Raw genomic sequence first — 23,086 nt, forward strand, 5'->3', positions numbered from 1 at the left:
ATTAAAGAGAGAATTTTATGAGCGTAGTGCCTGTAGTCGATGTACTGCAAGGCCGTGTCGCCGTTGACAGCGAAGTCACCGTGCGCGGCTGGGTACGTACCCGGAGAGATTCTAAAGCCGGTATCTCCTTTATCGCCGTTTATGACGGCTCCTGCTTTAATCCATTACAGGCTGTCGTTAATAATAATCTCTCGAATTACCAGGATGACGTACTGCGTCTGACTACGGGTTGCTCCGTTGAAATCACCGGTAACGTTGTCGCCTCTCCGGGTGAAGGTCAGAGCTTCGAGCTGCAAGCAACCAACGTCAACGTCGTCGGCTGGGTTGACGATCCTGATACCTATCCCATGGCGGCGAAACGCCACAGCATTGAATACCTGCGTGAAGTCGCGCATTTGCGCCCGCGTACCAATCTGATCGGTGCCGTTGCGCGTGTTCGTCATACGCTGGCGCAGGCGATCCACCGCTTCTTCCACGAGAACGGTTACTTCTGGGTGTCTACCCCGCTGATTACCGCATCTGATACCGAAGGCGCGGGTGAAATGTTCCGCGTTTCTACCCTCGATCTGGAAAACCTGCCACGTACCGAACAAGGTAAAGTGGATTTCAGCCAAGATTTCTTTGGCAAAGAAGCGTTCCTGACCGTATCTGGCCAGTTGAATGGCGAAACCTACGCCTGTGCACTGTCCAACGTATATACCTTTGGCCCAACTTTCCGCGCCGAAAACTCCAATACCAGCCGCCATCTGGCTGAGTTTTGGATGATCGAACCCGAAGTTGCTTTCGCTTCTCTGGATGACGTCGCTGCTCTGGCGGAAAATTTGCTGAAATATGTTTTCCAAGCCGTACTGAACGAGCGCGCCGATGATATGGCATTCTTTGCTGAGCGCGTTGATAAAGAAGCGATCACACGACTAGAGAAATTTGTCAGCTCCGATTTTGCACAGGTAGATTACACCGATGCTGTCGACATTCTGCTGAACTGCGGACAGCAGTTCGAGAACCCTGTTTACTGGGGCGTCGATCTCTCCTCTGAACATGAGCGCTATCTGGCGGAGCAACACTTCAAAGCACCGGTTGTCGTTAAAAACTATCCGAAAGATATTAAAGCGTTCTATATGCGTATGAACGACGACGGCAAAACCGTTGCCGCGATGGATGTTCTGGCACCGGGAATCGGTGAAATCATCGGGGGCTCTCAACGTGAGGAGCGTCTGACGCAGCTGGACAGCCGTCTGGAAGAGATGGGGCTGAATAAAGAAGATTACTGGTGGTATCGTGATTTACGTCGTTACGGCACCATTCCCCATTCCGGTTTCGGTTTAGGTTTCGAACGATTAATTGCCTATGTTACCGGAGTACAAAATGTGCGCGATGTGATTCCTTTCCCACGCACACCAAGGAACGCCAGTTTCTAAATAAAAATTTAATATAAGTAAAACAAATATGTAGAAAAGAAGAGTCGGGTTTCCCGGCTCTTTTTTTTTAATTTTTGTTATGTCTCACAAAGTTCCCTAATTTTTACATTTAGACACACATTATTTCCATTTGTTACTCGATTGCGAAGTTTGTAGCATCTTTAGGGTGGATTAACTAGCGAGCGAATGGAAAACTGCGTTCAGACACAGGAAGACACCAAACTTTCAGGAATAGTTCCCTAAAGAATTATTTATGGCAGTGGCAGGTGTCTAAATAACACCAATGAGGGTAATAATGATGAAACGCAACATTCTTGCAGTAGTAATCCCAGCGCTGTTAGTCGCAGGTGCTGCCAACGCAGCAGAAATCTATAATAAAGATGCGAACAAGCTGGATCTGACTGGTCGTGTACACGCGGGTTATAAATTTGCTAATCAAGACGCAGATAGCGAAGACAATACCAGTGCACGTCTAGGCTTTAAAGGCCAGACTCAGATCACTAGCGATGTGACTGGTTACGGTACTTTTGAATACCAATTCGATGCTAATAACACTGAAGAAAATAACGCGGGTCAAGGTAAAACTCGTAAAGCATTTGCTGGTTTGAAATTCTCTGATTTCGGTTCTTTAGACTATGGTCGCAACACAGGTGTTGCATACAACGGTCTGGCTTACACCGACGTTCTGCCAGAAAACGGCGGCGATAGCAGCGTCACTGATACTCTGACTGGTCGTGTCAGCAGCGCCGCAACTTATAACACCTCTAACTTCTTTGGTCTGGTTGACAACTTAGGTTTTGGTCTGCAATACGTTGCCAAGAATGAAAGCGGTACTCGTATCGATCGCAGCCACGGCGATGCATGGGCAACGTCTCTGTCATATGACACTGATTTCGGCGTAGGTGTTGTTGCTTCTTACGGTTCTCAAGAACGTACTGCCAATCAGCGTGCATCAACGGCTGGCGGTGAACGCGCAGACGTATGGGCTACTGGTCTGAAATACGATGCGAACAACGTCTACGTTGCAGCAACCTATGGCGAAGGTCGTAACTTCTTCAGAACAACTGGTACTACTTTAGCTGATGAAAGCAAAATCTTTGAAGTGGTTGCACAGTACAACTTCGATTTCGGCCTGACTCCAACTCTGGCTTACGTTTCTCGTAAAGATAAAATCAATACCGCTGCTAATTTAAATGACTACGGCGTTAAATACGCAAGCGTTGGCGCAACTTACGCATTCAACAAAAACTTCTCTACCTACGTTGAGTACGATATCAGCCTGATTAAGAAAGATAACCAATATGGTCTTCCGAACAACGACACTGTTGACGTCGGTGTAATCTACCAGTTCTAAGTTGTCGCAGCATAACGTAACGAGCTAATCGTTCGTATTGCAGAAAAAGGCAGGGCTTTGGCTCTGTCTTTTTTATTGCGTGTTGGATAGCCATCACTGATGAACCACTGCAGACGACATTGAAAATACTCGCCACGTTTTCTTTTTCTGCTTTGCGCCAATTATTCTCGTCTAACCAGTCTTTTATTTCGTCTCTCTCCTTCTCCCTGTTATTTCCCTTTCTTTTTGACATCAACGGTTGGCAAAGCCTTTTACTGACGGTACTCTGAGGATTCATATTTCATCTCAGTTATGGAACATTCTGGCAATGTTTGAAAATATCTCTGCCGCACCAGCCGATCCTATTCTCGGGCTGACCGATCTTTTCCGCGCCGATGACCGCGCGAATAAAATCAATCTGGGTATTGGTGTCTATAAAGATGAAACCGGCAAAACTCCGGTTCTGACCAGCGTAAAAAAAGCAGAACACTATCTGCTGGAAAATGAAACCACCAAAAATTATCTGGGCATTGACGGTCTGCCAGCATTCGGTCAGTGCACGCAGGAACTGCTGTTTGGCCAGCAGAATGCCATCATTGCCGACAAACGTGCTCGTACAGCACAAACTCCAGGCGGAACGGGTGCGTTGCGCGTAGCTGCTGATTTTATCGCTAATCAGACGTCTGCCAAACGCATCTGGATCAGCAATCCAACCTGGCCAAATCACAACAACGTCTTCTCTGCCGTCGGTTTGGAAGTATGCCAGTATGATTACTACGATGCCGCGAACCACGCGCTGGATTTTGATGGCTTACTAAGTAGCCTGAGCGCCGCACAAGCAGGTGACGTGGTACTGTTCCACGGCTGCTGCCACAACCCGACCGGTATTGATCCTACCGCTGAACAGTGGGCTAAGCTGGCAGAATTGTCAGTAGCAAAAGGCTGGCTACCGCTGTTTGACTTCGCCTATCAGGGATTTGCCCGTGGGCTCGAAGAAGACGCAGAAGGCCTGCGACTTTTCGCTGCGAAGCACGATGAACTGATCGTATGCAGCTCATATTCTAAAAACTTCGGTTTGTACAATGAGCGCGTCGGTGCCTGCACGCTGGTTGCCGCAGATGCCGCTACCGCAGACAAAGCATTTAGTCAGGTGAAAGCCGCCATTCGCGCCAACTACTCTAACCCACCGTCACACGGTGCGACCATTGTCGCTACCATTCTGGGCAACGACGCGCTGAAAGCCATTTGGGAACAGGAATTGACGGCAATGCGTGAACGTATTCAGCGTATGCGTCAGTTGTTCGTCAATACCTTACAGGAAAAAGGTGCGCAGCAGGATTTCTCCTTCATCATCAACCAGAATGGGATGTTCTCATTCAGCGGTTTAACCAAGGAACAGGTTCTGCGTCTGCGTGATGAATTCGGCGTTTACGCAGTGAATTCTGGCCGTATCAACGTTGCAGGGATGACGCCAGAAAACATGGCACCGCTCTGCGAAGCGATTGTCGCCGTACTCTGAGTCGTCCAACGATCAAAAAAGCCGACACACTGTGTCGGTTTTTTTACTTCTACTTTTCAACGCAATAAAACACTACCAAATCGCAGCATCTTCACGCAGGAAAGGATTAGTTTTGCGCTCATGCCCTAAGGTTGACATAGGGCCGTGTCCCGGAATAAACGTCACGTCGTCACCCAGCGGCAGCAGTTTGTTTTTAATGGACGCGATCAACGCCTGATGATCTCCCTGCGGGAAATCAGTACGCCCCACGCCACCGTTGAAAATAACATCACCTACTTGTGCCAATCGTGATTCGGTATCAAAGAAAACAATGTGTCCTGGCGTATGACCCGGGCAGTGGAAAACCTCTAGTGTTGTCTCCCCCACGCTCACCTCATCACCTTCCTGTAACCAGCGTGATGGCGTCAGTGGTGCGCACTCTTCCAGACCAAACATGCGGCTCTGTGCTGGCAACCCTTCCAACCAGAAAGCGTCTTCAATCTGCGGGCCAATAATCGCTACCTGATAGTGCTCAGCCAGTTCCGCAGCTGCGCCGACATGGTCCAAATGACCGTGCGTCAACAGAATCTGCTTAACAACAATCCCTGCATCTGCGACAGCACGCTTGATCTTTTCTGCATCACCGCCGGGATCGACAATGGCAGCCTCATTGGTTTTTTCACACCATAGCAACGTGCAGTTCTGGCTAAATGCCGTCACTGAAACAATTTGATATTTCATATCACTCCATGTTGAACAAACTGAACGGCTCGCGATGTAATAGCGAGCCGTATCAAAAAAGTGTAGCGCTGAGGCAGAAGACTACCAGGTGCGGACTGGGCCAGTATCGATATGAACGAAACCACTGCGGGGATAATAACCAACCCCACCAGCGCGCATTTTGGTGGCAGCTTTACGAATGTTGGCCAGTTGGACGCCTTGAATATGGAAATCCATCGCCTGCCCCTTTGTGTGATAGCTCTGCTTTGCCACGCCTCGACTATGCGCACGTAATTCATTATTAGTGTCGATCGCGCGATAACCAGAAATAAGCTGTACGGGCTTGTTGGTACCTAACATAACCTGTAAACGATAGAGCTGATCGAAAAGTTGCGGGTCGATCATTTTGACTTTATTAGCACGATAATCGCGGAAAAAGTGATTCAGGCGGGAAAGTTCTGATTTGTTATACCGTTTACCATCAAAGAATTCCGTTTTTAGCCGCTCTCCGGTATTCAGGTTGTCCAGTGTCAAAATTCGTGGTCGGGGTGTAGATAACGTTGCAAATGCCTGACCAGGAAGCAGTGCGATACCCAATGCGGCACCACCCAGTGCAAGCCACTTACGGCGATGGTTGTCAATGTGATCCATAGAACAAGTACCCTGGCTAAAAGAACGGTATAAAGGAGGTACAAAACGCACCGCCTTGAACCTTAACTGCCAGAGAAAAGTGAGTCAACCCGCTTTGCTCACGGGTTTGCGGGAGATCGCATCCTTCTCCCGCAAAATAATAAAAACCTAATACTGCTAATGCCCGTGTTTTCAATACTTACTGAAGCAACAGCCCTGCTCTGGAGAGGACTTTCGTCCCAGCGCGGGCAGTATCATCATAATTGTAAATATCTGTTCGGAACTGCGGCTTACCATCTTCAGCCACCCATGCGGTCAGATAATAGAGATTGACCGGAATCCGATGTTTCATTGAAACAAAGGTGGTGTTTCCCTGATCCAGCGTAGAAGAAATACGATTATTATTCCATCCCGCGTCCTGCAATAGCATGCTAGCCAGTTCCGATGCTTTATTGACCCGCACACAACCGGAGCTCAGCGCCCGAATATCGCGCTGGAACAGATTGTGATTAGGCGTGTCATGCAGATAAATCGCTTCCGAGTTTGGCATATTGAATTTATAGCGCCCCAGCGAGTTGTTTGCACCCGGTGCCTGACGCAGACGATATGGGAAGCGTTCTGGGGATACTACCTGCCAATCGATCATCGAGGGATCAATCACTTCAGCATCCTGACTCCAGCCGGACAATACCGTATAGCCATGGCGCTCTAAATAGCCAGGATCGCGCACTACTTTAGGAATAATATCCTGCCGAATCAGCGTCGTGGGGACATTCCATGGTGGGTTGACCACCACGTTATACAACGAGCTACTCATCAACGGTGTCTTACGTTTGGGCTGTCCAACAATGACGCGCGATGATAAACGCTCAGCACCATCCTGATAATAGATCAGCGAATAATTGGGGATATTCACCATAATGCCAGTATGAACATTATCCGGTAGCAAGCGCAGACGCTGGATATTCAGAGCCAGAAGCGTAGCACGCATTTGCGGAGAAACATTGAGCCAGTCACGGGTACGTTTACCAATAACACCGTCATCCTCCAGCCCTTGCCAATGCTGGAAACGTTTAACCGCATCAACCAGTTCTCCCGTGTAGCGATCGTCTATCGTGCTACTGCTGTCGACCAGCAGAGCCTGTCCCGTCGATACCGTCGTCGCTGTCGTATTTTCGTTAAACAGCGTGATGTTCTCCGTTGACGACAGCATGCCAGTACGCTGCAAAATTTCACGTAGTACTGCCAGTTCTCGACTCTGCTGCTCCGGTCGCAGAGACTCTGCCAGATTCAGGCTCGGCCACGGACGATTGTCCGTCAGCATCGTCTTCAATGCTTCATGCATTTTGACGTATTGCGAATGCTGCGGTGCCAGCGACACGACATAGGCCGCACTGGTGCCAGATTTCACGGCCTGTTGCCATTGCGAAACAATATTGAGCGCTGGTGATTGCAGTCGATAAGGTACGTTGCTGTAGAGCCAGTCATTACCACTACGTTCTACCCCAGAGACGAACTGCAAATAACCCAGCATCGCATCCGATAGCACGACATCACGTGCAAACCCGGTCAACTGAGGATCGGTCAGCCAAGTCACCCAGGTGGTGAACTGCGGCTGCACACCTGCGATCGCTAATTCGGCGAGTTGTTGTTGAAACTGTTGAACCGCGCGATTATCTGCCCACATAGGTTGCATTTGATGTTGGGCATAAAGCGATGATAAATCAGAGAGATAATGTACCGTTATGCCATGCGGCAGTGCTTTCAAAAGCCCTGCACGGCTATTTTCTACAGAAACCACACCCGAATGTTGTGATAGGCCGGATATCACTGTCGGAGATGCTGCCAGCACCGAAAACGAAGGAGACAGGCTTCCGACCCAAATACAACCCACGCGCAACAGCAGCCTGACCATTTTTCGTTTATGTAACAACAACATCCATTTATCCCCTGTACTCATTAATCACTATGCTTTTATGACAATCCACGTTGAATATGGAAATAACAAACCGAATTCGCTCGCATACGTTCACACTGGTATAAGCTCATCTTTTCATTTTCCATTCATCGTAGAAAACGATAAAGAATGAAATAGGATCGTTTTTTATATGACGTCCGTTATTACGGCACGTGGCTTTACAACATACAACCGTCAATCCCTCTACGGTCTGCCATCGCTTTATCGTCAGTATATAAAGAGAAAAATATTTTTGCTTCTTCTTCTGGTTATTATCTTACGCGTTTGATGAACCTATTCATCGCCAACATACTCTCTAAGCAAAAATAGCCTCTAAGCAAAAATAAAGCCGCTTAAAAAAGCGGCTTTATCATTATAGAAGAAAACAACAGCAAGGTTTATCGCTACGAAGCTTGCTCTTGCGTCTCTGGCGCTTCCGTTCCGAATCCACGTAGCCCGACCACATGGACGTGCTCGTTATTCTGGTAGACTTTACGTACCAGCTTATAGGTGGTTCCCTTCTCGGGGCTGATATTTTCCGGTGCAGCGATAACCAACTGCATTTCCAGCCGATCGCAGAGCTCAAATAGCGTGGCGATCGATTTGGCATCCAGACGTGCCGCTTCATCGAGGAAAAGCAGGCGACACGGAATGATATCTTTGCCGCGTAAACGCTTAGACTCTTCTTCCCAGCTCTGTACCACCATGACCAGAATGGACATCCCCGTACCGATGGCTTCCCCGGTAGACAGCGCCCCGCTTTCCGCCCGCAACCAACCATCCGCGCCACGGTTAACTTCCACTTCCATTTCAAGGTAGTTTCGGTAATCCAGCAACTCTTCGCCGATCGTTTGCGGCGTGCGCTGCCCCATATCAATTTCTGGATTCAGGCGCTGATACAGCTTTGCCAACGCTTCCGAGAAGGTCAGACGATTGCTGTTAAACAGATCCTGATGCATTTCCTGCTGTTCGGACAACACATTGAGCAACGTGGTATGCGTTTCGCGTACGTTGACGTTCAAGCGGACACTCTTCACCTGACCAAACGCGACCGCTTGCAGTCCCTGGTTTAGCATCCGAATGCGGTTCTGCTCACGCTGGATTGTTTTACGGATGATGTTTGCCACACTGCGTGAACTGATTGCCAACATCTGCTCACGTGCCGTCAGCTCTTCTGTCAGACGATTAAGTTCGATCTCCATCTGCTCAATGGCTTCTACCGGATCATCGGTACGGATAATATCCTGACGGATACGCTCGCGCAGATGCTGGTAAACAGCAATGTAGAACTGGATCTTGCGTTCTGGTCGCTTCGGATCTTCAGAAAGCCGCAACACGTCGCGCAGATGTTCGTTATCCGCCACGGCCAGACGCAGCGCACCCAGCGCCTTATCCGACATAGAACGCAGCTCATCGCCTTCCATATAAGCCAGTTCACGGCGATGCAGACGACGCTCAACGCCGTTGTCTTTCACCAAACGCATGACTGCACACCAGCCCGCTTTCGCCGTGACAACCTGCTCACGCATCTGGTGGTAATCGCGCTCCAGTTTACGTAATTTCTTCTGCAAACTGTCCATTTCCGCTTCACAGAACGTAATCTGTTTTTCCAACTGATTGCGCCGCGAACGGTTAGTGCTTAATGCGGCATGTAGCTCATCACGACGCTGCCGGGCACGCGCTTCCGCATCAGCATCGGCACGCACGCCGATATCCTGAAGCTCTTGTGTTAACTCCTTCAGCATGTCCTGCTTGGCATCGTAAGAACTTTTTAGCGATGCCTGAACCTGACTGTATTGCGTCAACTGTGCCTGATGCTGACGTAGCTGTTCGCGTGCTTTGGCCCGTTCTGCTTCAGCCTGTTCCAGACGGTGACGCAGTTTGTCATTCAACCCCGCGTTTTCACCCAGCATCCCGGCAGAGTCGGCATAGCTGAAGTGCGCGCGACGTTGCACAACCTCAGTCAGTGCAAATGCCTGCTGTTTTGCCTGCCGCTGTGCGTTCTGCGCCTGAGCATAATCTTCCTGCAACTGCTCATGTTGCTGCGGATCGCTTTGTAAGACAGCAACCAACGGTTCCAGCTTAGTCAGCGTCGCGCCATGCTGTTGAATGAAACGAGCAGATTCTTCGGTTTCATCCAGCTCCGCACGAATCTCTTCTACGCGATCCTGCAACGTCTCGTCGCACAGTAGACTAATGCGCGGAATCAATTTATTCAGCTGTGTGCTGGCTTCTTTCGCCTGCTCATATTGCTGACGCTGCTGCTGGTTTTCGCCATCAAAACTGGCCATAGCCCGATCCAGCTCGCCGCGACGAGAACTGAGCGTACGGATTTCCGCTTCAGGATCTTCATCAAAAACGACCGCCAGATGGGTACCAATGAAACGACTGAAAGACTGGTGCAAGCGCTGCGTTTTCTGCACATCAAATGACAGCGTCGCGTACTGCTCTGCCAGCGCTTCTCGTTCATCACGCAGGCTTTCCAGACGCATTTCCCGCGCGGCACGACCAAACAGCGGCACGTCAGGGAAACGCGAATAACGCCACTGGCGCTCCGCGACTTTCACCACCACCGCGCGTTCCAGTTCCTCGACGGCAAACACACTGTCATCAAACGACTGTGGGTCGCCTTCGATCAGATACAAATCTTCCGGGCAGTCTTCCAGACCCGCAAGCTGATCGCGGACCAGAGAAAGATCGGATACCACAATCGCGTGACGGGATGGACCATAAAGCGCCGAGAAGTACGGGGCATCGTCCAGCGTCACATCATCATAAATCTCAGACAACAGCACGCCGCCAAAACGTTCCGCCAGCGCGTTCAGGCGCGGATCTTCTGAGCCACCTGGCTGACTTAATCGTTCAACCTGTGCTTCGATTTGGCGTTTGCGGGCGGCGATATCATCACGTTCAACGGTGGTTTCACGTTCACGCTCCAGCAGTTGCTGCATGAACTCCGTCACCTGACGGCTATCTTCAAACGTTTCGCCGCTCTGTTCGCTCAGTTGCGTCAGCATTTCCTGTGCAGCCAGCCAGACTGGCGCACGCACCGTCAACTTCTGAATTCGCTGCTGGGTTTGCTCCAGTTCCTGACGCAGCGCCATACGGCGCTCACCCGCCTCCGCCACCAAAGATGATAGCGTTTCGATACGGGCATCAAGCTCTTGCTGGAGCGACTCCAACTCTTCTGGCTGATAGTCCTGGCCGTTGCGTTTGCTGAAATCCTGCAATAGCCGTTCAGCGTCCTGCTGTTCACGCAGGCGCTGTTCCAGCTCAGACAACCGCATCCGCAGCGGCTGTACTCGCTCCGCCTGATAGCGTTGTGACGAACTGTCGCGCAGCAAGTCACGTGCAACCTGCCAGGCTTCGTTACGATTAACTGCGCCAGCAATTTTGCTCACTAACTGATAGGCTTGCTCAAACTGGCCGTGCGCCGCATCTGCCACGCTCAGTTTTTGTTCCAGCATCAGCAGAATTTCTGTCGCTTCCTGCTCTTTCGCCTGATAGCTGTCCAGCCATTCATCTGCATTGTCTGCGGTTAAATCCGGTAACTGGCACAGCGTGCGGGCGCGCTCCAATGCCTGTTGCGCCTGTTGGTACTGGATAGCACGCGTTTGTTGGACGTCCAACGCCTGCTGATAATCGGCAAGCTGACTTTTCAGCTCATCCACTTCCAGTTCAGCGGCGTCAGCACGTTCTTCGTTTTCCGCCTGCTGCTCACGCGCTTCTTCTACCACCTCATTCTGTTCTTCGAGGCGATAGCTCAATTCTTCCAGATCGGCGTTATAACGCTCGATTTTTTCCTGCTGGCGCATCGCTGTCTGCACCAGATTCAGGTGGTCGCTGGCAGCCTGATAATCCGTTTCCAAATCGCCTTCAGCACCGCTCTGCTCCGCCAGCTCTCTCGCCATTTCCACATGACGATATTGCTCACTCGACAGTTGCTTACGGCTGGAGAACAGGTCACGACGCAGTTCCAGTGCCCCATCCAGATGAATGCGTCGCTCATTAGCGTGCCGCATATAGTCAGCGGCAACATAGGACGTCGCTTCGGAAATCAGGTGCTTAAACAGATCGCGATCGGACTGGGTAACACGAATCGCTTCCAGCGTCATACGGTTTTCACGCAGCGCTGCTTCCATATCCTGAAACGCTTTACGTACGCCGCTATTTTCAGGCAGCAGGTAATCACGCAGCGAGCGTGTAATCGCGCTGGAAATACCGCCGTATAGCGAGGCTTCAATCAGGCGATAAAACTTGCTACGGTCGGAGGCAGAACGCAGGCGGCGCGGCACTACGCCCAAATCAAACATCAGTGAATGATAATCGGTGATGGAGTTAAACTGCTTGAACTGAACGCCTTCCATTTCCTCGACGCGATCTTTCAGTTCTTGTAACGAGAGCACGCGCGCCTGACGATCGCCAACCACCTGCGTCAGAATTTGTGTCGGCTGGATGGCCGTCGGCAATCCCTGAATGGTGAAAGGCTTGATATCGACTTTACGGTCGCGCCCCGCAACCTGCTGGAGACGAACGCCGACTAGCACGCGCTGATGACGCGAGTTAACGACATCCAGCGTAGAATAACAGACGCCAGCGCGCAATTTACCGTGAAGGCCTTTATCGCGTGAACCGCTGGTGGCACCCGCTTCGGTGGTGTTTCTGAAGTGCAGCAACGTCAGGTCAGGGATCAGCGCCGTAATAAAGGCGGCCATCGTGGTGGATTTCCCGGCACCGTTACCACCGGATAGCGTGGTAACCAGTTCATCCAAATCGAAGGTGCGGGCGAAAAAGCCGTTCCAGTTGACCAGCGTTAGTGAGCGAAATTTACCGCGTTCAATCATTCCTGTTCATCCTCAACACTTAAAGCCTGCCCCAGTAGGAATGGGATAAGCTCTTATTCATCGTCGCCCGTTTCTGGCGCGGTATCATCGGTGCGATCGTTATCGTCGCTGTCATCTTTCAGCGACAAAGTACCTTCAACAGGCATCGCTTCACCATCGCGAATCATTCGTAGCTGTGCTTCGCGAGCATCATCGCCGCTGCGCACATCGGCTCCGAAGCGGAACACCGACTCGGTAATTCTGAATTTGCTGCTGTCGTTGCCCATAAAGTAGATCATGCCTAGCCGACGTAAGCGGTTAAGCGATGTTCTGACTTTTTCCTGCAACTTTTGGCGATCCAGATCGGAACCGGTGGAACGCTGGTTAACCAGCTTCAGCAGCTTACTTTCATCCGCCAGACTGAGCAGCTCTTCATAAAGCTCCTGCTGGCTGAAAATGCCTTCGTGCGCCAAACGCTCAGGACTCAGATAGAGATAGCAGAGAATTTTTCCTACCATCATATCCAGCTCAGACAACACAGAGCGAGGGATCAGCGTGGTGGAACGCGGGCGCAGATAGAAAAATCCTTCCGGCGCGCGGATCAATTCCACATTGTAGCGGCTGTAAAACTCCTCCAGCACTTCCTGAAAATCCATCAAAAAGACGTGGTTTTCCAGTTCTTCAATACCGACATGGCGCCCGGCGCGCAATTGGCTGTCCAGCGCGGGAAAGAGGTTATTCGACAGCGCGGTTGCCAGCTTTACTGGCATAAATTGTTCAATATTTGTCGATGACATGGGCCTGCACCTTGGCTCCGTAATCATTGATTGCCTGCCACAATGCTGGCAATCCAGTGAAATCTGTTTCGGCTACGCCCAGACGTACTGCCTGGTCGACCACGATTCGGGCAACATCAAAATGCCGCGAGCGAGGATGCTGCGCGAGGTATTCACGCATCACTTCACTCAAATCAAGCGGGATCTGTTGCACTTTATATTTATGCAGCGCCTGCTCGACCAGCGCGATTAGCTGTTCGCGCATTTCACTAAACTCTTCGTATTCCAGTTCCGGCGGCAGTTCACCAGTGACTTCTTCACTACGTAACGTCAGTTCTTCATCACGCATATCCAGCAGACGATCCGCGTTAGCGAATGTCAGCGCCCAAGGGTTGTCGAAATAGCTCTGCACTGACTGACGCAACCGCTGGGCAAAGACGCGGTTTTTATCCATATCGATCGCGGTACGAATAAACTTATGTACGTGGCGGTCATACCCAATCCACAAATCTATCGTCTGCTGTCCCCAACTCACAATGCGGTCGAGTTTATTTTGCAGGTCAAAGACCAGCTTATCGACAAACTCCAGGTTATGCGGATTATTCATAATCGCATCCTGAATACTCAACAGGCTCGTTTGCAACTTGTCGCCTGCGGCTTCAAGCGTATCTTGCAATTCACGCAGCGTAGACGAGGTTTCCGTCAGTAGTTGTTCACAGCTGCTGATCGCCGCTCGCCAGTCCTGATTTAACAGCGCCGCGATATCGTCTTTAACGCCCTGCTGCTGTTCATCCATTACACGCTGCGACAAATCAATACTGTCAAAAATCTCGGCAACGGAATATTTCAGCGGCGCAAATACGTTGCGATGCCAGTGGAACTCATCACCGTCTTCTTCCGCCGCATCGGCAGCACGGCTGAGCTCTTGCGCCACGATAGAGAGCTGCATGGAAAGCCGCAGCGTCGAGAACTCACGCTGCCGAATGTAATAATCGGTAATGCCGATCCCCAGCGGCGTCAGACGATAAATCGCATTACCTTCCGCCTGTTCGCTGGTAAAGCGGTTAAGTAACCGCTGACGTACCAGATCGTTAATCGCGTTATTGGCGCGGACGGTAATGGTTTCGTTCGTCTGATCAAATCCCTGACTCACGTGACGGAAAGCATCAATCAGCTCACCTTCACTCATTTCACCATCCATGCGTTCGCCGTTAAGCGTGGCGATCGCCATCAAAAACGCCAGGCGTTCGGTGGGGAGGGAAATAGAGAAATCGTTTTTTCGTGCCCAGGCGACCAGTTCGGGTACAGTCTGGGAAAAATCACTCATAATGCATCCTTCAAATGGGGTTTATGCGCCATGACATGGATATAACGGCCCAAACTCACAAAAGGCTCTTGCCGACAGTACCGCTGTTCAAGCTCAAGAATGTCGGCAAATTTATCAATCTGCTGCTGCTTATTCTGCAAGTAGTCATGAAACACACGCACGCCAGTTTTTCCGCTAATGGTCAGCCCCATCTCATCAAGCCAGCCGTACACGTCTTGCGGATCCAACGGGTGATCTGGCGATAAAGAGCGCCGTTTGTTCTTCGGCATGCCAGCCTGAACATAATCAAAGTTGCCCAGCACCATATTCCGCATCAACAACCCGTGATGGTTATAAAACATCAAAGACAGCGCCCCACCCGGCGATAGGCAATCATACAATATTTTCAGCGCCTGCTGCGGTTGCGCGACCCATTCCAGCACCGCGTGGAACAATATCAGATCGGCGGGGCTTTCCATATATTGCGCGATATCCTGTGCGGCACACTGCACAAAACGCATATTATGAGCGACGCCCTGTGCCGCTGCCGCGTTTTTGGCGCGCTGAATCATCTCATCGGAAACATCGCACAACAATACCTGATGTCCTAAAGCCGCCAGACGACAGGCCATCTGCCCTTCACCACCTCCCGCATCAAGGATGCGCAAAGGCCGTGCCGGAAGCTGAGCCAAAAGATCGCTAAGATCCTGCCACAATACCGCCAGCCGAAGTCTCCCCTTCGTTGTGCCATAGATATTCTGAGCAAATTTTTCGGCGATATCGTTAAAATTGCGATCCTGCATCAGTCATTGTTCCGCATCATATAAACGGGGAAAGCTCGTGCAGCTCATGTCTGCGCGATGCAATTTTTTCCAGCCTGCCATTTTGGCACAGGCTGGCTTAGAATAAATGGCCTTACCGCATGATATCTTCCCGGATGCGGGTTTTTCACTCAAAAGGAATGCAATTTTATGCTTTTCACACTCAAAAAGTTCGTCGGTGGCCTTCTGCAACCACTGCCATTACTATTGCTTCTGATGGGTGTCGGCCTGTTATTACTCTGGTTTACCCAGCGGCAGCGCACGGGAAAAACGATCATATTAGCCAGTTGGCTGGTGCTTATTCTACTCAGCCTGCAACCTGTTGCCGATCGGCTATTGTTACCACTGGAGTCACAGTACCCGACCTGGCAACAAACGCCACAGGCGAGCAAAGCCGGCTATATTGTCGTGCTAGGTGGGGGATATACCTATAACGCAGAATGGGCGCCCAGCTCCAACCTCATTAGTAACAGCCTCCCACGCGTCACAGAAGGTATTCGTCTTTATCATGCCAACCCCGGCGCAAAGTTGATTTTTACCGGCGGTGCGGCACAAGGTAACCCGGTTAGCAGTGCAAAAACAGCGGCGCTGGTAGCAGAAAGCTTGGGTATTCCCCGACAGGACATCGTCATTCTGGATACGCCAAGGGATACGGAAGAAGAAGCAGTAGAAACCGCTAAAATTGTTGGCGATCGCCCTTTCCTGCTGGTGACCTCGGCTAACCACCTGCCTCGCGCCATTCGCTTTTTCCAGGCTCAGGGACTAGCGCCGATTCCTGCTCCGGCGAATCAGATGGCGATCACCTCTGCGCTCAATCCGTGGGAGAAGGTATTCCCTTCCGCTTACTATTTATCACACAGCGAGCGAGCCTGGTACGAAACGCTCGGTCGTCTCTGGCAGTTACTAAAGGGAACCACGGCAGCACCGCACAACGAGGAACAACCACCGATTCATTCCAGCCAGGGAGACAGTTCGCGGGAAGCCACATCAAATAGCTGACGGTCTAGCTGTCCCGTATGGATATAACGGGATACCGCTTCCCAAATGACATAGAGCCAGCGCCGGTAGACAAAGGATTCAGATACCGGCGCTTGTTTGAGGTAGTGATAAAGCAGTTGCTCCGGCATGCCGGATTCGCAAAGCCGGAAGAGTTCATATTCTCTGGGAGCCCACAGCATCATCCCTGGATTAATCATCGCTAATAGCTGGTCGCTACGCGCATCCTTCAACATACTGCGTAGAGAAAGATTGCCGTGTACCAGCACACAGTTATCGTCAAAATCATCAAACAGCATGTCTAAACACTGGCGCGAGCGATAAAGCACGGTACGATCCTGCTGTGTGAGCTGCGGGGCATTGACATTAAGTAACGTAGACCACAAGACTTCCAGACGCTGTTGATACCAACTGAACCAATCGTTGTCCTGCGTGCTGTCTACGGCCCCCACGCAGCCATGGCTATCAATTCGGTGCCAGGCCAATACGTTTTCAACAATCTGATCCATCAGCAGCATCCAGCGCTGGCCATTTCTTGGTGGCGCTTCCACCGACACACCGCGCAAGCGTTCAATCAGCAGCAGCTCCCGGTAAGGCTTCTGTTGTGTCACCACCAGCCCGTAAACGGTTGGCAAACGGACATCACCTTCACGCGCCAGCATCGAAAGTTTGTAGGCTTCCTGCTGCGCCACACCCTGGCAAACATAACTTTTGGCCAACAAAGGAATCGCATTACCTTCTTTATCATACAAGGCATACAAATCCGCATAGGGCTGTTCGCTTATGCGCTCAAGTCGGCTGAGGCTTTCCCCCAAAACCGTACTGAGTTCCGATTTCAACTGTTCCATAAACGGCTATACCTCAGTTGAGCCAAATAGCTCTACCCACCATGATGCGGCGAGCTGATGACAAATTCTTCAACTCAGATCAAATATACTCGTCATACTTCAAGTTACATGTACGTTGGCTGCGTTCAAATCTGCTCCCGGCAGATTTGTCACCCGAATCACTTACCTATGTAAGCTCATCGGGACTCCTTCTCTTGCCGCCTGCATGAAACTCGAATTATTTAGAGTATAAACGGGGATCAATGACGGCAGGGAGCACGCCCTGCCGAGGTTATTGCAGCGATATTCCCAGCCTGTCAGCAGGGAATATAGTGAGTGACTGACTAGTGTATTAACACACTGTCGTTATTCGCGTTCAAAAGCACCCAGGTCTGGAGCCGAGCCTTTGTAAGGCAGTTTAACGTCTCCACCCTTGTTGATCAACGCGCTACCCGAAGCAAGATGCAGGCTCTTCAGTACTGGCAGGCTACCGTCCGCCTGACGTGGAGCATCCCATCCGGTCACGGAGACGCTCTCGAAGTCAGCGTCTGATACTGCAATTTTTAGATCCCATGAGTTATAGCGCATATTCGCTCCGTCGGAGAAAGACAAGTCTTTACCACCGTGAGAAACGTTGTTGCGCAGCGTGCCCAAACCAATTGCTTTTCCGTTTGCATCAATACCACGGATATTAAAGTTCGGGTTATTTTTATAACCCGTGTTATTAAAGAAATCGTTCGCTACTGGGTGGTGATTGGCATAAAAACCCGCTGCTTTATTTAAAAACGCAACCGAGTTACGCACGGTATGTTTCACCGCATTCGCCACATAAACGCCACCGTAGCCACCGATTTTAAAGCCATTACCGTTACCCGCAGCCAGTGACTGTGTCGTTCCCGGTAGATAACCGTGTGACCAGGCCCAGGAGTTTTCAATCAACACCGGAGAATAGGCATTAATTAAATCAAAGCCATCATCCGAGTTTGACCACGCACGGCAACCACGGAAAATATTACCTGGCTGGTTAGCTGGGATATGCGCACCGAAGCCATCTCCGCTTTGACCGGCACCATTAGAAGTCAGTGGATCGTAATTATGGTGAGAGTCGCTATTCAATACCAGATTATTTCCCCCACGCTGGATGAATAGCCCCGTCCCCATAATATGGTGAATATTCAGTTGCTCAAATATATTATTACTTCCCCGAATCCACACACCCCAGGATTCATGGTTAAGATTATTACGTTGCGGAACACCGGTTATTTCCAATCCTTTCACGGAAACCCAATCTGCAACCACGTTAAACCCTTTGACACGGCAATCATCCTGCATCTGGCTGAAATCAAAAATCGGCACTTCTCCGCTAGACGCCCAATACTCAATGCGCTTACCTTCAGTGCCGCTCTTACTCAGCGTAATCGCATTCACCACATCGGTACGAGTAGCGCAGACGTTCAACCCTTTAGTGAATACGTATTTTCCGCCACGGATCCACAGGCGATCGCCAGGATTTAACGTTTTCTGTGCGCGATCGATCGTTTTCCAGGGGGAGTTTTTACTACCGTTATTCGCGTCATCACCGTTAGGGGCCATGTAATAAACTGCCGCACTACTGCTTGCAGCAGCGCCCATTAACATACCGCCGAGAAAAATTTTTGCCATATAACGTTTAGCATTCATACCATTACCATCCTTAGTTGAAATAACAAAAAAACGCCATGCGAAAACATGGCGAATTGATAGTAGCATTTAAATTTAAAAATAAAAGTTCCACTCGCGTGGTTTAATTCAGGACGGGAATGCATGATCTGCATGAATAAAGCGTTGCAACGTAGTTTGAGAAAATTTAAGAATATATCCGTCATACTTCAAGTTGCATGTGCGTTGGCTGCGTTCAAATACTCGGCCCGTCGTGGGCCTCGCTCTGAAGAGCCGCTGCAAGCAGCGTTCAAATCTGCTCCCGGCAGATTTGTCACCCGAATAACTTACCTGAGTAAGCTCATCGGGATTCCTTCCCTTGCCGCCTGCCTGAAACTCGAATTATTTAGGATATAGTTATCTAAATAAGTGCTAAATAATTTAAAAATAAAGTAGTGGTATTAAGAAGAATTCCATGGGCCTCTATTCCGTCAAGAATAGATACCCATGAAATACTCATAGCAGATTAGTGTAATATGTTTTACTGATCGGCCATGACTTGTCGCACACGGGTCAGATCTTCTGGCGTATCAACACCGACGCTAGGAATAGCTTTAGCGACCGCAACATGAATTTTCTCGCCGTACCACAGCACACGCAGTTGCTCTAGTAATTCGATTTTCTCCAGTTGGCTCGGGGCCCATGTGACATAACGACGAACAAAACCTGCACGGTAGGCATAGATACCGATATGACGCAGAAAATGATCGCCAATGGTTTCCTTCGACTGAGCAAAACGCTCTCTGTCCCAGGGAATCGTCGCTCGAGAAAAATACAGCGCGTATCCCTCAGCATCAGTCACCACTTTTACTGCATTCGGATTAAATGCTTCTTCGCTGGTTTCAATCGGCACGGCCAGTGTCGCCATTCCTGCTTTACTGGCTGCAAGATTTTCCGCCACCTGACGAATGATAACGGAAGGAATGAGTGGTTCATCGCCCTGAACGTTAACAATGATGTCATCATCGGTAAAGCCGTAGCGCTCGATGACCTCAGCCAGACGTTCGGTGCCAGAATTATGATCGGCACGAGTCAGGCACACCTCACCACCGGCATGTCGTACGGCAACCTCGACGTCAGGATGATCGGTGGCAACAATGACGCGCTGTGCCCCGGATTCCTGTGCTCGTTCCATCACATGAACGACCATCGGTTTACCGTTGATGTCTGCCAGCGGTTTACCCGGCAGTCGGCTTGACGCAAAGCGCGCTGGGATGATCACAGTAAAGGTCATTGTGTTATCTCATCAGCTCCGAGTTTACGCGCCTCATTTTCCAGCAGCACGGGGATACCATCACGAACTGGATAGGCCAACCCATCGACCTTACATATCAACTCCAGTTTCTCTTTATTAAAATACAGCCGACCATTACAAACAGGACAGGCAACAATCTCAAGTAAACGGTGATCCATGCTTCCTCCATCTTTGGCCGATCGATGACCGGCATGTTCTTTCTCGCTATGGCAGCGATCTAATAAGGCAATGCTCTCACGTGGATATCTAAAATCGTGATACTGGCCGACTTACGTTCTGCTACCAACATGTTGCTTAAGCATATTTTCCAGTTTGTCGAGCAACTGTGCTCCTTGGGGTTCAGCAAGCACGGCATCTACGGGCAGATACCACCAGTTACTCTGCGCGAACACCTTACATTTTACGGCATCTTTTTCCGTCATCAGCAACGGCTGCGTCGCATCTTGTGTCAGCGATTCAAGCTGTTCTGATTGATACGATTGATGATCGGCAAAGGCGACTTCGCGTGCAATACTGACGCCAGCATCACGCAGCGTAGCAAAAAAACGAGGAGGATGTCCGATACCCGCCATCGCAACCACATCATGCAACTGGCTAAGTGGTCGGGATTCACCTGACAGTAAGTTAACTGCCATACCTGCCGTTAATGTCATCCCTATTTCGGTTGGTCGCGGAATACCGCCGTTAACAATGACGGCATCTACCGATGCCAGGCGACTTTCTCTTTCCCGCATCGGCCCTGCGGGCAGCCACCACCCGTTGCCAAAACGCCGCATTCCGTCAATCACGACCAGTTCGATATCTCTTGCTAAAGCATAATGCTGTAATCCATCGTCTGTGATCACCACATCTAGAGTATGCCGTGCCAATAACGCGCTCACAGCCTCCGCACGACGTGGGGCAACCGCAACTGGCGCACCCGAACGTTGGAAAATGAGCACCGGCTCATCACCTGCCTGCGCCGTCGTCACCGTCTCATCCAGCAGCAGTGGATAGCATTCAGCTTTTCCACCGTAACCACGTGATACCACCCCGACACGATAGCCCCTACGCTGCAATTGTTCGACAAGCCAAATGACTACAGGGGTTTTCCCATTGCCACCTGCCGTCAAGTTGCCTACGACCACGATGGGTACGGGAGAGCACCAGCTTTTCCGCCACCCGAACCGATAGCTCTGGCGGATCAGAAAAGTGATAAGTCCGTACAGCCACGAAAGCGGCAGTAACAGCCAATAGAGACGCGATTGCCCGGACCAGATACGCTCAATCATTCGCCAAACTGCATTTTATGTAGCTGAGCATAGGCACCGTTAGCTGCCAGTAGCGCGGTATGGTTACCTCGCTCAATGATTCTGCCATCTTCAACGACCAGAATCTCATCCGCTTTTTCTATTGTGGAAAGGCGGTGTGCAATCACCAGCGCGGTACGATCTTTTTGCAGTTCGTCTAACGCAGCCTGAATCGCACGTTCAGATTCAGTATCCAGCGCCGACGTGGCCTCATCCAGTATCAGGATCGGGCTATCGCGCAGCAACGCTCGGGCAATCGCAATACGCTGTCGCTGTCCGCCAGAAAGCATCACGCCGTTTTCACCAATGACCGTATCCAGACCGTTCTCCATCTTATTGATGAAGTCCATCGCATACGCCATTTTTGCAGCGCGCTCAATTTCCTCACGGCTATAGTGTTCGTTGCGAGCATAAGCGATATTGTTCGCTATCGTATCGTTGAACAGATGGACGTTTTGAGAAACCAGCGCCACCTGATTACGCAAAGAAGACAAGCGATACTCGCGTAAATCATGGCCATCAAGCAGAATTTCACCTGACTGAATATCGTAAAAACGCGTGATCAAACTGGCAATGGTCGATTTGCCTGAACCAGAACGGCCAACCAACGCTACCGTTTTACCCACGGGGATATGCAGATTGATATTCTTCAGCGTCAGATTTTCTCTTGCCGGATAGGCAAAATTCACCTGACGGAATTCGAGTTCACCTTTCGCACGTTTGATTTCTAGTTTGCCCGTGTCACGTTCCTGTTCCATGTCTAGAATGGCGAACAGCGTTTGGCACGCGGCCATACCACGCTGGAACTGTGCATTCACGTTAGTCAGTGATTTTAATGGACGCATCAGCGCGATCATGGAAGAGAACACTACAGTGATCGTCCCGGCTGTTAACGTCTCCATTACGCTAGGGAAGCTGGCAGCATACAATACAAACGCCAGCGCCAGTGAAGCAATCAACTGAATGATAGGGTCAGAAATTGACGAGGCAGATACCATTTTCATGCCCTGCTGACGCATGCGGTTACTGACCTGATCGAAACGTTTGGTTTCCACTTCTTGCCCACCAAACATCAGCACTTCTTTATGGCCCTTAAGCATTTGCTCCGTGCTGGTGGTGACGTGCCCCATCGTATCCTGCATGTTTTTACTGATATTGCGGAACCGTTTGGATACCAGGCGCATGGCGATCGATACAATCGGCGCAATAACAATCAGGATGATGGACAACTGCCAACTGTAGTAGAACATCAGAACGAACAGGCCAATAATCGATGCCCCTTCTCTGACAACGGTAATCAACGCACCAGATGACGAAGACGCAACCTGCTCAGAATCATAGGTGATACGAGATAAAAGCGTTCCTGTTGACTGTTGATCAAAGAACGCGACCGGCATCCCCATAATATGAGAGAAAAGTCGGCGACGCATATTCATCACCACTTTGCCAGAAACCCAAGAAACGCAGTAGCTGGAGACAAAACCCGACGCCCCCCTCACTAACATCAGCCCAATGACAACCAGCGGCATCCAGAGTAATACCGAACGATCGGTTTTGCCGAATCCTTCATCCAGTAATGGTTTTAGCAGTGAAAGCATGAGTGTATCGCCAGCCGCATTAATAATGAGTGCGATTGCAGCAACAGCAAGCCCTGCTTTAAAAGGAGAGATCATCGGCCATAGGCGGCGAAACGTCTGCCAGGTGGAGAGATCTTTATCATTCAGCATGTAATAAACCTG

17 protein-coding genes are annotated in these 23,086 nt (G+C 50.4%); 4 read left to right on the forward strand and 13 right to left on the reverse strand.

Translation table 11 applies throughout. From position 1 onward, the window contains the following. Positions 1 to 17 precede the first annotated feature (17 nt). From asnS to CLR69_RS06705, 3 genes are all read left to right on the forward strand, one after another. Complete coding sequence (asnS, locus tag CLR69_RS06695; RefSeq protein ID WP_129711424.1) at positions 18 to 1,418, forward strand: asparagine--tRNA ligase; 1,401 nt, start codon at positions 18 to 20, stop codon at positions 1,416 to 1,418. A 295-nt stretch (positions 1,419 to 1,713) separates the two neighbouring features. Beyond that, a complete protein-coding gene (locus tag CLR69_RS06700) occupies positions 1,714 to 2,772 on the forward strand; it encodes a porin (protein ID WP_277950124.1) in 1,059 nt (352 codons plus the stop codon). Between the two features lie 307 nt (positions 2,773 to 3,079). After that, positions 3,080 to 4,270 carry an amino acid aminotransferase gene (locus tag CLR69_RS06705; RefSeq protein WP_129704538.1) on the forward strand — a complete coding sequence of 397 codons (1,191 nt, stop codon included), beginning with the start codon at positions 3,080 to 3,082 and terminating at the stop codon, positions 4,268 to 4,270. Positions 4,271 to 4,342: 72 nt separating this feature from the next. On the opposite strand, the gene CLR69_RS06710 is transcribed toward CLR69_RS06705, so the two are convergent. The 7 genes from CLR69_RS06710 to cmoM all read right to left on the reverse strand — a co-directional run bounded on the left by CLR69_RS06710 (position 4,343) and on the right by cmoM (position 15,264). Next, positions 4,343 to 4,990, reverse strand: a complete 648-nt coding sequence (locus tag CLR69_RS06710; RefSeq protein WP_131534987.1) for an MBL fold metallo-hydrolase — start codon at positions 4,988 to 4,990, stop codon at positions 4,343 to 4,345. 81 nt (positions 4,991 to 5,071) lie between these two features. Continuing rightward, positions 5,072 to 5,620 (reverse strand): peptidoglycan L,D-endopeptidase MepK, encoded by a 549-nt coding sequence (gene mepK, locus CLR69_RS06715; RefSeq protein WP_129711425.1) that lies wholly within the window; start codon positions 5,618 to 5,620, stop codon positions 5,072 to 5,074. Positions 5,621 to 5,798: 178 nt separating this feature from the next. After that, positions 5,799 to 7,538, reverse strand: coding sequence for a L,D-transpeptidase (gene ldtD / locus CLR69_RS06720; RefSeq protein ID WP_129711426.1), 1,740 nt, complete (start codon positions 7,536 to 7,538; stop codon positions 5,799 to 5,801). Between the two features lie 422 nt (positions 7,539 to 7,960). Beyond that, positions 7,961 to 12,400 (reverse strand): chromosome partition protein MukB, encoded by a 4,440-nt coding sequence (gene mukB / locus CLR69_RS06725; RefSeq protein WP_129711427.1) that lies wholly within the window; start codon positions 12,398 to 12,400, stop codon positions 7,961 to 7,963. A 53-nt stretch (positions 12,401 to 12,453) separates the two neighbouring features. Then, positions 12,454 to 13,176 carry a chromosome partition protein MukE gene (gene mukE / locus CLR69_RS06730; protein ID WP_129711428.1) on the reverse strand — a complete coding sequence of 241 codons (723 nt, stop codon included), beginning with the start codon at positions 13,174 to 13,176 and terminating at the stop codon, positions 12,454 to 12,456. Beyond that, the gene (gene mukF / locus CLR69_RS06735; RefSeq protein ID WP_129711429.1) at positions 13,157 to 14,482 is read right to left on the reverse strand and encodes a chromosome partition protein MukF; all 1,326 of its coding nucleotides are present in this window, start codon (positions 14,480 to 14,482) and stop codon (positions 13,157 to 13,159) included. The genes mukE and mukF overlap by 20 nt, the downstream gene beginning before the upstream one ends. Then, positions 14,479 to 15,264 (reverse strand): tRNA uridine 5-oxyacetic acid(34) methyltransferase CmoM, encoded by a 786-nt coding sequence (cmoM, locus tag CLR69_RS06740; protein ID WP_129711430.1) that lies wholly within the window; start codon positions 15,262 to 15,264, stop codon positions 14,479 to 14,481. Before cmoM ends, mukF begins: the two co-directional genes overlap by 4 nt. A 168-nt stretch (positions 15,265 to 15,432) precedes the next feature. On the opposite strand from cmoM, the gene elyC reads away from it, so the two are divergent. Beyond that, positions 15,433 to 16,281: an envelope biogenesis factor ElyC gene (gene elyC / locus CLR69_RS06745; RefSeq protein WP_129711431.1), complete on the forward strand. Its 849-nt coding sequence runs from the start codon at positions 15,433 to 15,435 to the stop codon at positions 16,279 to 16,281. On the opposite strand, the gene CLR69_RS06750 is transcribed toward elyC, so the two are convergent. From CLR69_RS06750 to msbA, 6 genes are all read right to left on the reverse strand, one after another. Beyond that, positions 16,233 to 17,126 (reverse strand): YcbJ family phosphotransferase, encoded by an 894-nt coding sequence (locus CLR69_RS06750; RefSeq protein WP_129711432.1) that lies wholly within the window; start codon positions 17,124 to 17,126, stop codon positions 16,233 to 16,235. The genes elyC and CLR69_RS06750 overlap by 49 nt on opposite strands. A 345-nt stretch (positions 17,127 to 17,471) precedes the next feature. Next, positions 17,472 to 18,785, reverse strand: coding sequence for a pectate lyase PelN (gene pelN / locus CLR69_RS06755; protein ID WP_129704522.1), 1,314 nt, complete (start codon positions 18,783 to 18,785; stop codon positions 17,472 to 17,474). Between the two features lie 499 nt (positions 18,786 to 19,284). Continuing rightward, complete coding sequence (gene kdsB / locus CLR69_RS06760) at positions 19,285 to 20,037, reverse strand: 3-deoxy-manno-octulosonate cytidylyltransferase (RefSeq protein WP_131534988.1); 753 nt, start codon at positions 20,035 to 20,037, stop codon at positions 19,285 to 19,287. Continuing rightward, positions 20,034 to 20,216 (reverse strand): Trm112 family protein, encoded by a 183-nt coding sequence (locus CLR69_RS06765; protein WP_005967647.1) that lies wholly within the window; start codon positions 20,214 to 20,216, stop codon positions 20,034 to 20,036. Before CLR69_RS06765 ends, kdsB begins: the two co-directional genes overlap by 4 nt. Positions 20,217 to 20,327: 111 nt before the next feature. After that, positions 20,328 to 21,329, reverse strand: coding sequence for a tetraacyldisaccharide 4'-kinase (gene lpxK, locus CLR69_RS06770; RefSeq protein ID WP_129711433.1), 1,002 nt, complete (start codon positions 21,327 to 21,329; stop codon positions 20,328 to 20,330). After that, complete coding sequence (gene msbA, locus CLR69_RS06775) at positions 21,326 to 23,074, reverse strand: lipid A ABC transporter ATP-binding protein/permease MsbA (protein ID WP_129704952.1); 1,749 nt, start codon at positions 23,072 to 23,074, stop codon at positions 21,326 to 21,328. Before msbA ends, lpxK begins: the two co-directional genes overlap by 4 nt. Positions 23,075 to 23,086: the final 12 nt, after the last annotated feature.

The sequence above is a fragment of the Pectobacterium zantedeschiae genome (genome assembly GCF_004137795.1).
Lineage (GTDB): Bacteria > Pseudomonadota > Gammaproteobacteria > Enterobacterales > Enterobacteriaceae > Pectobacterium > Pectobacterium zantedeschiae.